At 42.8% G+C, this 11,747-nt stretch carries 10 protein-coding genes; 3 read left to right on the top strand and 7 right to left on the bottom strand.

Features of this window, described 5'->3' with window-relative positions; translation table 11 throughout:
• The first annotated feature begins 4 nt into the window (after positions 1-4).
• On the top strand, positions 5-1,432 hold the full coding sequence (locus FHW88_RS19125; protein WP_176627536.1) for a hypothetical protein: 1,428 nt from the start codon (positions 5-7) through the stop codon (positions 1,430-1,432).
• Between the two features lie 407 nt (positions 1,433-1,839).
• Positions 1,840-2,394: a histidine phosphatase family protein gene (locus FHW88_RS19120; RefSeq protein ID WP_090526834.1), complete on the top strand. Its 555-nt coding sequence runs from the start codon at positions 1,840-1,842 to the stop codon at positions 2,392-2,394.
• 73 nt (positions 2,395-2,467) lie between these two features.
• On the opposite strand, the gene FHW88_RS19115 is transcribed toward FHW88_RS19120, so the two are convergent.
• Together FHW88_RS19115 and FHW88_RS19110 are read right to left on the bottom strand one after the other, a co-directional pair.
• The gene (locus tag FHW88_RS19115; RefSeq protein ID WP_176627535.1) at positions 2,468-5,008 is read right to left on the bottom strand and encodes a DUF5686 and carboxypeptidase-like regulatory domain-containing protein; all 2,541 of its coding nucleotides are present in this window, start codon (positions 5,006-5,008) and stop codon (positions 2,468-2,470) included.
• Between the two features lie 246 nt (positions 5,009-5,254).
• On the bottom strand, positions 5,255-5,683 hold the full coding sequence (locus FHW88_RS19110; protein ID WP_176627534.1) for a PepSY-like domain-containing protein: 429 nt from the start codon (positions 5,681-5,683) through the stop codon (positions 5,255-5,257).
• Between the two features lie 183 nt (positions 5,684-5,866).
• Between FHW88_RS19110 and FHW88_RS19105 the strand changes: the two genes are divergently transcribed.
• On the top strand, positions 5,867-6,784 hold the full coding sequence (locus tag FHW88_RS19105; protein ID WP_090526841.1) for a PD40 domain-containing protein: 918 nt from the start codon (positions 5,867-5,869) through the stop codon (positions 6,782-6,784).
• Between the two features lie 10 nt (positions 6,785-6,794).
• On the opposite strand, the gene FHW88_RS19100 is transcribed toward FHW88_RS19105, so the two are convergent.
• From FHW88_RS19100 to FHW88_RS19075, 5 genes are read right to left on the bottom strand one after another with little or no spacing between them, the layout of a single operon-like run.
• Positions 6,795-7,172 (bottom strand): DMT family transporter, encoded by a 378-nt coding sequence (locus tag FHW88_RS19100; protein ID WP_208102497.1) that lies wholly within the window; start codon positions 7,170-7,172, stop codon positions 6,795-6,797.
• 7 nt (positions 7,173-7,179) lie between these two features.
• Positions 7,180-8,139, bottom strand: a complete 960-nt coding sequence (locus FHW88_RS19095) for a sterol desaturase family protein (RefSeq protein WP_176627533.1) — start codon at positions 8,137-8,139, stop codon at positions 7,180-7,182.
• The gene (locus FHW88_RS19090; protein ID WP_255485372.1) at positions 8,139-9,581 is read right to left on the bottom strand and encodes an N-acetylneuraminate synthase family protein; all 1,443 of its coding nucleotides are present in this window, start codon (positions 9,579-9,581) and stop codon (positions 8,139-8,141) included. Before FHW88_RS19090 ends, FHW88_RS19095 begins: the two co-directional genes overlap by 1 nt.
• Before the next feature lie 15 nt (positions 9,582-9,596).
• Positions 9,597-10,400, bottom strand: a complete 804-nt coding sequence (locus FHW88_RS19080; RefSeq protein ID WP_176627532.1) for an SDR family oxidoreductase — start codon at positions 10,398-10,400, stop codon at positions 9,597-9,599.
• A gap of 3 nt (positions 10,401-10,403) precedes the next feature.
• Positions 10,404-11,744: an aminotransferase class III-fold pyridoxal phosphate-dependent enzyme gene (locus FHW88_RS19075; protein WP_176627531.1), complete on the bottom strand. Its 1,341-nt coding sequence runs from the start codon at positions 11,742-11,744 to the stop codon at positions 10,404-10,406.
• Positions 11,745-11,747: the final 3 nt, after the last annotated feature.

Here is an 11,747-nt window from a genome sequence, read left to right as displayed (position 1 = left end):
AACGATGAAAAAATATATAATCCCAGTTATTTGTATCCTGATGGCAGCCGCGTTTTCCGGTTGTCAGAAATGGAAAGGTGAGCACATGGACATTTACAGCTATACACCACCGGCTGCAAACCCGGTAAGTGATAAAGCTCCGCTTTCGTGCAGCTCAAGCGGTTCAACAGTAATCCCGGTAAAAGGTACCATGCTTACCGGCAAAACATACACCGTTGAAGACGGTTGTGATTTGGTGATCAACCCAACTGATACTTTATTATTGCAGCCTGGTGTAAGATTAAACATGGGGGCCGGGAGCAGCCTTATAGCGCTTGGTACCCTGGTGAGTAACGGGTCAAAAAATCAGCCAAACTGGATCACCGTCCCTGGTATTGTAAAAAACGATGCTCCCGGTGGCCTTACAGCAGCTGCCGATCCTGCATACGCTGGTAAATGGAAAGGCATTATTGGCGGACCAACTTGTAATTTATTAGTGCTAAGATGGACACATGTGGAGTATGCCGGCTTAACCGAGGGAAAAGCAACATCAACTATTGCCGGTTCGGGTACAGGCAACCAATACAGTATCTTATTTGCCAACTATAAAGGCAGCTTCATAATGGAAGATTCCTGGTTATACGGTGGGGTGGATGACCCTATTAGGATCTCAGCAGGTAAAATAGCTATCTTCAGAAATACTTTTGAAAAAAATGGTGTCAGCGGCGGTGACTGTTTAAATGCCAAAGGTGGTACTGTTGGTACAATGGCCTACAATATGTTTATCGGTACCGCCACCAATGGCCAAAAGGCTTCAAACAAAGGTCAGGCTACGGGTGCACCGCAAACCAATATTGTAATGTATAACAATACATTTGTTAGTGGTGGCTACCGCCAGGTGCAAAGCGGTCGCGGTGGTTGTATCAATTTTGAAGAAGGTGCAGCGGGTATGTATTACAATAATGTGGCAATTAATTGCAAGGTCGGTTATCGCGTAGTTGGCAGCCCGGTTGCCGATGTTGCCCACCTTTCGTACGGTAATAACTATCAATGGGCCGATTCATTAAGCGTAGCCAACCAGTTTTACCCAACAGGCTACATCACGCAGCCGCAAAGCACGGATATCCCATCAGTCACAACATCGGCAAAATACCTGCCTTCAAATTATACTTTAGGTTCTATTTATGATGGCAACGATGTTGTACAAAAAAATAACCCGATGTTCCTGAACTTTCCGCTGCCAACTGTAGGTCATCCGTTGTACCAATATAACGCCATAGGTAACTTTAACTTTCGTTTGCTGGCCGGCTCGCCGCTTATCGGTAAGGGTAACACTACCATTAAACCGTTAATTACGGTACCGCTTGATAAGGTTTATGGCTTATCTGACGCAACATTACCTGGTGCCGATCTTGGTGCATACCAGTTAAATGGCTCAGGAAATCAGCATTAAATTATTAACTATTTATATAAGGATGAGGCTGTATCATATATCATGATCGGCCTCATTTTTTGACTTATTCAGATGCTTAAGCGATATATAATTCCGGGTTGAAGTTACTAATAAAAGGGGAGGTGACAGGGTTAACACAATTCAGGGTTGACATTTAATTATATAGCTGATAATCAGTTAATTGAATTTGTTTTTATCCAAAAAAGTGTTAACCCCCTTTTTTTTGTATAAATATTTAATTATGTGTCTAATAATCAGTTAGTTGATAGTTTTTTCTTCAAAAAACATGTTAACCCCGTTTTGTATAAATATTATCGGCTGAATTTCAATTCACAGGTAACATAACTCCAAGGTAGTCAATTCGACTAATGATACAGCCTCGTCCTTTTAAAGACTCAATTACAAAAATGAAAAAGATCATTCGTATCCTGTTTTTATTTATCATATCCCTGTTAGCTATACTATCAGTTAAGGCGCAATCAACTGATTTAAAGATTGCCTTTATCCGTCATGCCGAAAAGCCATTGAAGGGCGATAATCTGAATTGCCAGGGAATAAACAGATCGTTAAAGTTACCGGCTATACTAACCGCCAGATTTGGAGTGCCTGACAAAATATTTGTGCCCGGCCTGGGGCTGGGAGAGGCTACCAAACACTCGAGAATGTTTCAGACCATTGTGCCGCTTGCTGCCAAATACAATTTAACGGTAAACAGCTCACGTACCGAGAAGGATTCTTTAGGTTTGGCTGCCGATTTAAAAAGCCGTACCGGTGTAATATTAGTGGTATGGGAGCATAGCGGCATTGCACCAATAGTACGTTCCTTAGGCATAAAACAGGATAACCTGAAATGGCCGGATGATGATTACGATAGCATTTGGGTTGTCTCCTTTGAAAACGGCGAAGCTGTTCTTACCCGCGATAAGGAAAATATCGATCCAGGAAAAGATTGTAATTTTTAAGTTGTTTGAAAATGAAAGTTTCATAGCCGTTGACTTTAGTCAATGGCTATGATTACCTGTAATGCCAAATTGCTTAAAAATCCGGGGCGAAACTAAATTTAACGCCATATTCCGCAGCCCCCGGATGGTCAAGGTAATTAAACCTTTTGATCCCGTCTATCCGCAAAAACTTAAAGATATTACCTATACCTACTCCGGCTTCTATATAAGGTTTAGTGCCTAAAGCATAAGTGCCATTTGCCCCGTTACCACCTACCGGGAACCGGAACAAGTTAGGTGAATAAAGTGGATTATTTTCGTTACGCAAGCCGCCGAATAGTATTTTGGCTGATAGAAATTCCCTCCATTTCAGGTGTTTTATCAATGGGAATTTATTCAGCAAAAAGCCGCTGAAGCTATGGGTTAAGTTAATACCCGCATAATGATCGCTTACAAACTCAAGGTAGGTTTGCTGGTTATAGGCATCCTCATCATAGGCGAGTGACTGGTTAGCCGGGGCCAGATTGAGGAGTGGAAATGGCACTTTACCCACTAAATAATTTCCAAGTACAGTAATATCAGTATAACCAAGCTGAGACAGGTAAAACCGTTTGAAAATGCTTGCTTTAACACTGGTGAAATCATATTCACCATTGAACAGGCCTTTAAAGCCATGATTGATCTGCAAATTTATGATCGGGTATTTGCTGTAGATGGTGCGGCGGTATACCGTTCCCTGTAAAATTTGCTCATGCGGTGCATACCTGAAAGCGAGGTTCAACTCGCTGGTAGTAATGTCATGAACCATAGTGTTGGCATCGTCATTATATTGAAACACTAATGCCGCGGCGGGGCGCTGGTTCCAGTTTCTAAACGCGAGATCGAACGAAAAATGGTTTTCAAAGTCCTTTACATATTCAATTTTGGCAATCTTACTATAAAGCCAGTATATTGTTTTTCCTGTTGAAAACGATGCAAGCGCGGCTTGCTGATTGATAGTAGAAAGGTCCCTCCCCGGTACATTAATATCATTTAAATAGCTTGCCTTAAGGTAGTCATTAGGGTAGCGGTAAAAAGGTGTTTTATTGAATGAGTAAAAAGTTGCGATATTGTATTTATAAGCCTTATCGCGAGTACCATAGGCGCCAAATCCTTCAAAATAAATTGATTTGCTTAAATCGGTGGTGGTACGTCCGCCAATCTGAAAGCGGGAGCCTTCCTGGCTGTCCCGGGAATAAAATGTGCCAATGGGGCCTATCAGCACCGGGCCCGCCTTGGCATAACCTCCGGTAAACGTAGCTGCAAACCAGGTTGCCCGTTTAAATTGCGGCATTTTTTCTAACCGGGAGATGCGCGGGTACATCTTCGACTGATGATCGGTTAGTGTATCCGGCCGGTTACGAGCCCAGTATGAGGTGTCGGGCTTGTCTGCATCGGGAGCTATCTGCAATTCTTTGCCCTCATAAAATGCGGCGGGAAGCGGTTTGTCTGCTATATAGTTAGAGAAAATTACCGTTCGTTCGCCCATTAACCCAAGGCCTTTGTTTTTTAAAATGCCGAAATCGGCTTTAACATCGCTTTTGCTTAAAAAATACCGGCCGTTAGGGTTTTGCTCAAAATCAAGCGTGATCTTGAGCGTTCGCATGAAGTTAATGTTGATCTGCTTGTTTACATTAAGCTCACAGCCCCGTACAGCATAATTGCCTGTCATACTTACAAGCAGCTTACCTTCAAAAAGCAAGTCGCCTTTGGTACGTGGTGTAAAGCTTAATTCAATCAGTTTTTCCTTAGCAGTTTGTATGGTATCGGTAATAAAAAATTTGTAATAATTAGGAGAGTGATCGGCAATGGGGCTCAGAAACTGGTTGGTGATGATAAAAACATTGTTATCATAAATATCGATTACATTACCGTAAAGGCGGTTCATATAAACATCAAGGCCTGCCGTATCAATAAATTTAAGGATGTTGGCTTCCTTTTGCGCTTTGAGCACACTGATGGATTTAGCCGGATCTTTGCGATAGTAATTTTGATATTGCTTTTCGCTAAGATACGCGGGAAGCAACACCTGGGTTTGCCCGTTATCTTTTACAGTATCAAGCATAAACTGGTACATCTTAAAATAACGGCTGTTCATCAGTTTAGAAGGAACGTCGATAAATGACAGATTGATGCGCTCATATTGGTCATATTGCAGGTAATCGGCGCTTTCCATGCGGTTTTGCTTTTTATGGTCGATCACCTGCTGGATAAGCTCAACCGCAGGGTTGCCTTTATTACGGTATCGTTGTTTCTTTCCGGAAACAACCTTAACCTCTTTAAGCTGGGTTTGACTATCATGTAACCTGATGTGCAGAACGTTTACCTGTCCAGGTTTAATCACTTTTGTAACGGTCTGATAGCCAATATAAGAGAAGGTAACATGCGTAAAAGCTCCCGGGGCGTTTAACTCAAATTTCCCGTCCGGTTCTGCAATGGTTCCGTACCTGCCGCCAACAACTTTAACATTAATACCCGGAAGCGGCTGCCCCGAGGCGTCATCTACCACTTGTCCTTTAATGCTCGTTATTACCTGAGCTGATGGTTTTTTAACGCTGTCTGGTTGTTGTGCTGTGCTGCACAACGGAAACAACATAAGGATAAGCAATGGAGTTAAAAGATTAGAGAATAGCAGTCTTGTTGAGTTTGACGTTCGGGAATAAATCTCAAAAGAGGATAGCAAATTGTGGTAGATTAAGGGTACAAAAAGTGTTCAGTTTTATTCATATTTCGGGCGTGTGCCCGGAATATGCTTTTCAATTGTTTTAAACGTACAAATTAAATTTGAATTGTTACAAAAGATAGTATTATTTTAAGATTAACAGGATTGTGACGGCTATATTCAATCAATTTTAATGAACTTTCCTTTTTGGTCAAATAACAGATCTTTCCCTTTTATTTCTGCCTCAAACATCTTTTTGCCCGCCGCATTGGTTACACGCCCGGCTTCTTTAATTTTTGTGCCTTTATAATTAGTTTTAACATATTCAAAAACAGCAGGAGGTAGTTGGTTAACCGGTATGGCATCCCCCTCTTCTACAAATTCGCCTTTGGGGGTAAAAGTTACCGAAGTATCCTCGCCCGATTTGCCTCCCCAATTGGCTTCATAATTTCCTTTTTCTTTTTCCCAGGTAACTTTTGTGGCATTTGGATATTTTTTGGCGAGGCTTTGCTTTACAGCGACTGGTACTTCTAAACTGCCGGTTGCTTTTACCACGGCACCGGTACCAAGCAGGGCGGCGGTGATGATTAATAAAATGGCCTTTTTCATAAGTGCTTTTATTTTGATTTACACTAATTTAAGAGAGCAATCTGGAGGAATATGGTACGGGCAAAACAACTTGATTTTAATTGAAACAAACTTGAATGGGTTTGAACCGGTGTTTGTAATTAACCACCGCTAACTTTGTTTTGCAGATAGTAAATCCAATAAAATAAACATAACCATTTTACCATGAGAATTTTAATTTTCCTGCTTGTGTTGTGCTGCTTTTATAGCTGTGTAAGCGCTCAAAGCAATTTTTTCAATAGCAAGGACGCTTATCTTGGACAGCAGCGCCCTAACGATACACCGCGTGTTTTTGCGCAACACATGTTGGTGCCCGATAGTGGCATAGCCATGGGGCGGTCGGCCTTTTCTGCAAATGGCAAGGAGTTCTATTACGGCAATTCCATACACTGGTTTAATGCAAAAGGTAATAAGATCCGTTATTTTAAATATGATGATAACAGATGGCAAGGCCCTTTTGTACTTAACTATGATTATAGCACACCAACTTTTTCTGTTGATGGCAGGAGCATGTACTTTGCAGGCAAAGGCGATGGTAAACATTCATATGTTTGGATATCACATCGCAACAAAGATGGTTGGACAGATCCATATGTATTTCTGAAAAAGGGTTATGGCCTTTACAATTTTATGCCGACCAACAGCGGAACTTTTTATGTAGGTAGTAACGGTGATAAGGGCAACGTAAGGGACTATAGTACTTACGATTTCTGCACGCTTACCATCTCCAAAACAGATACAGTTATTAAAAGCTTAGGACCGGTTATCAATACACCGGCATTCGACGGCGATTTCTATGTAGCGTCCGATGAGTCATACATGATCATCAGCTATAAGGAAAAGCCAGATTACGAATGTGAGCTCGGGATCACTTTTCGTAAGCCCGATCATAGCTGGACAGCACCGTTAAACCTTGGTCCGCTGATTAATGATGGTGATGCCCACCGCTGGGGTGAATATGTTACTCCTGATGGTAAATACCTGATTTATACCAAAGGCACCAGTGAAAAGGATTGTTGCCTTTATTGGGTACGGTTTGATACTTTGAAGGCAAAACTAAAAAAGGAGGCGTTGGGTAAATAACTCGCCAGGCTTACTTTATTTCCGGTCCATAAAATTTCAAACCTAAAACACCTGTCATGATCAGTAGCATGAAAAATATTTCCACGTAGGAGAGGCGCTGATTTAAAAACGAAACCTCTACTAATTTGATCAGGATGAGGGTTACCGCTGTCCATACAGCATATGCTACGGCTGTTGGCACCAGTTTTATTGCCAGCGAAAAAAAGTAGATGTTGCCTATGCCGAAAACAATGTAACCTACAAAAGGTAACCATACTGGCAGGCCATGTTGCAGGCTTAAAACAGAATTAAGACGAAGTGCCTTCAAATCGCTGAATTTCATGAATTTTAGCGAGAATGTCCAGGCCGCTTCAAATGCGGCTGCGATTAAAATATATAGCCAGGCCAATATGTTTTTAGTTTTGTTGTAGTACGTTTTCTTGTTCGGATACTAAGGTAACGGGTTGCTGCTCAATCTCCAATTTAGGTGCATTGTTTATTTTAACAGGAAGTAAAGTTTTCATCCAATTCATAAACCGTGGCCGCAGGTGATAATACCAGTTAAACCAGCGGTATTTGAGCAGCGTTTTTTCGTCGAAGCGTTTTACGCTGAATGCATGCTGCAAAAAGTAATCTTTGGGGTAATCATAATAGAGGCCCCAGTTTTCGGGCTTGTTGCCAGGCGTGTGGCCCGGGTCATAAACGGTACCGAAAAGGTAATCCCAAAATGAAAACTTCGTTGCGAAGTTGGCGTGAAAAACTTCCTGGTAATTGGCATGGTGCCATAAATGCAATTGGGGCGAGTTAATGATGTACTTAAGCTTGCCCATGTTTACCTTAATATTGCCGTGTATAAACATGCCAAACATGGCATCTAACATAGCTTTTATCGGTATAACTATTGGGTTGGCACCTAACAAAATGATAGGTGCAAACTCAATGGTTTGATTAATGATGATCTCCATGATATGCGAACGCGAACCGGCTAAAAAGTCAACCTCCTTGCCCGAGTGGTGCGCCTCATGAATACGCCAGAAAAATTTATTGGAGTGCTGAAAGCGGTGAAACAAATAAATATAAAGGTCATGCGTAAGCAGGAAAAACAAAACTTGTAATGCTACAGGCCAGTTACTTATTAAATGCATATGCGACAGATCAAAATGCGCCTCTAAAGGCTTAATGATATAATCGAAAATGAGGATTTTTAAAAAATAACTTTGTATCAGTGTATACCACACTAAATCAATCCAAAAACCTTCCCTGAAAAATTTCAAGCCTTTTCTGTAAGGTGAAATCCGTTCCCAGGCAATGATGAACCCTATCCAGCAAAAAAGGATAATGGATGTTATTATGGTAGTTAGTTTTTCCGGAGACATTATAATTTAACGCTTGGTTTCTCTTTATATTCGTCGCTGATGTTTACCCTTAAACGTTTCATTGGTGCAAGTTCTGATTCGTAAACACGTTTTTCACCGTCACCCGCTGCCGTTTCAACATCCCTGATGTCGCGCACTAAACGTTGTAAACCCTGAGGCTCAACAGAAGCAGCGTGGTCAGATCCCCACATGGCACGGTCGAGCGTAAAGTGGCGCTCAACAAAGGTTGCGCCCATAGCTACTGCACCTACGGTAGTTGCCAAACCTGTTTCGTGGCCCGAATAGCCGATAGGGATGCCCGGATATTTATTCTCCAGCGTCTGGATCATTTTAAGGTTAAGCTCATGCGGAGGGCATGGATAAGCCGAAGTTGAATGAGCAATAAACAGTGGATAGTTTTCATCAAAGGCATTGATATAATCCATAGTTGTTTCGATCTCTTTCATGGTCGACATACCGGTTGAAAGCATTAACGGTTTGCCGGTTTCAAGGATACGCTGGATCAGGGCAAAGTCGGTTAATGACGCCGACGCCAGTTTGTATAGGATGGTATCAAACTGTTCCATAAAATCGACAGATGGTGAGTCCCAGGCAGATACAAACCAGTCGATACCTACTTTTTTGCAATATTGGTCGATGGTTGCATATTCGGCTATGCCAAATTCGGTTTTACGTTTGTAGTCGATATAGGTAATGCGGCCCCATGGGGTGTCACGCATAATTTCCCACTGATCGCGCGGCACGCAAATTTCAGGTGTGCGTTTTTGAAATTTAACCGCATCGGCTTTGGCTGCTACAGCCTCATCAATTAATTTCTTACAAATATCAAGTGAACCATTGTGGTTGATGCCAATTTCGGCAATGATATAGCTTGGCTGGCCTTTGCCAATTATCCGGCCGTTTTGTAAAGTGATGGTGCCATTTCTTTTACCCGATAAGTATTTTTCGTTTTTGGCTTCGATAATCAGTTCGGCAAACTCCCGGAAGCACCCGTCGCCACCATTTAATGAACTTACGAAGTCTACCTGTGCTTTAACGTGCGGTAAAGCATCGGCAGGAGACGCGGTAAGGCCGGCCAGTTTCATCACTTCCAGGTCGTTGTAATCATCGCCGATAAAAGCAACTTCGGTAGGTTGCAGCTCTAAGCGGCCGCAAATTTCTTTAAAAGCAGCTACTTTATCTTTTGTACCTAAATGCAGTTCGGTGATGTGTAATTTTTCTGCTCTTTTAATTAATGACGGCGAGTTTTCGCCGGTAATAATACCAGTATTTACATCAGCAAATTTGCGAAGGCGTTCAACCCCCATACCATCGCGCATGCTGAATTTTTTTAAAAGCTCGCCGTCGTGATTGTAGTATACTCCGGCATCTGTTAAAACCCCATCGTTGTCGGTAAGCAATAATTTAATGCCGGCCGCTTTTTGTTTTAAAATCTCGTTCATAATAGTTGGTTTAAATTAAATAGCTGTCCACCCCCCGTCCACAACCAGGTTAGCGCCGGTCATATAAGCCGATGCCTCGCTGGCCAGGAATATAAGCGCGCCCTGATAGTCTGACGCTTGGGCCATGCGCCCTAATAAAGTTTTTGCTGAATAGTTGCCAATGAAATCTTCGGTTTGCCCGGCTTCAACGCCGCCCGGAGAAAGGGTATTTACCCTCACACCCGTATGACCCCAATAGGCGGCCAAAAAGCGGGTGAAATTAATAATAGCACCCTTGGTAACCGGGTAGGCTGCCGACTTGTAAAAAGTTTGCTGACCGTGCGAATCGCGGTAAATGCTTTGATCGGGCCCAACCATGCCATATGTTGATGCTATGTTGATGATACTACCGCTGCGTTGCAAGGCCATGTGTGTACCAAATACCTGTGAACATAAGAATACGCCGGTAACATTTACATTAAGCGATTGCTGAAAAGCCTCCAACGGATAGTTTTCAAACGCAGATAACTCCTTGGCCATGGCCGGGTTCTCGAACTTATCGTTAATGGCGGCGTTGTTTACCAACACATCAACCGAATCATATTTATCAAGTGCTGCATTGAGCGCATCAATTAATGATTCTTTGCTGGTTACGTCAACGCCCAGCCCTAAATGATTATCGCCCAGTTCTGCGGCAAATGCCCTGGTTGCTTCAGCATTTATATCGGCCACTATTACGTTTGCACCTGCTGCTGCAAGGGCTTCGCAATGTTTACGACCGATGAGCCCTAAAGCACCCGTTACAACTGCAGTTTTCCCTTTTAATGAAAACAGATCCATGACTTAGGCTATACTTTTAGGTTTGATGTTGTAATTGCTCACCTTACGGAAAACGGCCTCTAACACTTCGCCTTTCAGTTGATCTTTGATATTACCGCTTTCGATGGCTGCTTTTAGCAATGGCAATACATCACGGTAAGCAGCAAGGATGTAGTCGATATCTTCGGTGCTATGGCTGTAACACATATTATGGAAGCCTGCCCAAAGCACACCGCGTTTTATCATTTCCTGCTGCATGAAAGTTTTCACTTCCAGTCCGTTACCGGCATCAGGAGTAAAGGTTACCATGCTGCGGCAGTTAAAACCTACACAACGGGTGTATTTATCAACGCCTAACTCAATGGCAAGGCTGTTGTAGCCATCTTTTAAAAGTGCACCATGCTCGTCAAGGTATTGTGGTACCTTTTTATCGCGAAGCTCATTGATAGTAGCGATGCAAGCCGCTAATGATAAAGCCTCGCCGCCAAAGGTTGTATAGCTGAATACTTCAGAGTTGAACAACTCCATCACATCGGCACGGCCTGTTAACAATGCTATTGGCATACCGTTGGCACATGCTTTTGAAAACACAGCCAAATCAGCTTTCACATTGAAATACTCCTGCGCGCCACCAACTGCTACACGGAAGCCTGTCCACATTTCGTCAAAAATGAGCAGGGTGCCATTAGCTTTGCAAACTTCTGCAAGCTCCTGCAGATATCCCGGTTTCGGTGCCTCAAAAATGAAAGGCTCCAGTATAAGGGCTGCAACTGTTTCATCCAAAGCCGCTTTTACTGATTCAATGTCATTATATTCAAAAGTGTAAGTTAAATCCTGGATAGCTTCAGGCACACCCGAGTTACGGCTGGTAATACCAATATACCAGTCATGCCAGCCATGGTAACCACAGCAAAATACTTTATCCCTGCCGGTAAATGCACGTGCCACGCGGATAGCTGCCGAACAAACATCAGCTCCTGTTTTAGAGATCTTTACCGCTTCGGCATTAGGCACAACTTGTTGTACCAGTTCCGAAAGCTCAACCTCTAAAGGATGCATCAGTGAAAAGGTGATGCCATCATTTAATTGCCGACGGATAGCTTCATCAACGGCGGGGTAGGCATAACCCAAAGAGATTGGGCCGATGGCCGAGTTTAAATCGATGTATTCGTTACCGTCAACGTCCCATACGTGCGATCCTTTACCTTTTACAAGGTATTTTGGCGCTACGCCTTTGGTAAATTGCCCCGGGCCTTTGGCAAGGGTTTGGGTAACCGGTTTCTGAACCTTTAAAGCGCGTTCGTATAATTTATCTGACTCGGTAATGTTTGGATAATCGTTGTTAAGGTCTATTTTATTAGCCATGGT

Origin of the sequence: Mucilaginibacter sp. SG538B, from assembly GCF_013376065.1 — a bacterium.
GTDB classification, from domain to species: domain Bacteria; phylum Bacteroidota; class Bacteroidia; order Sphingobacteriales; family Sphingobacteriaceae; genus Mucilaginibacter; species Mucilaginibacter rubeus.
Note: the sequence above shows the minus strand (reverse complement) of the source record. Positions and strands in the feature narration are given on the sequence as shown.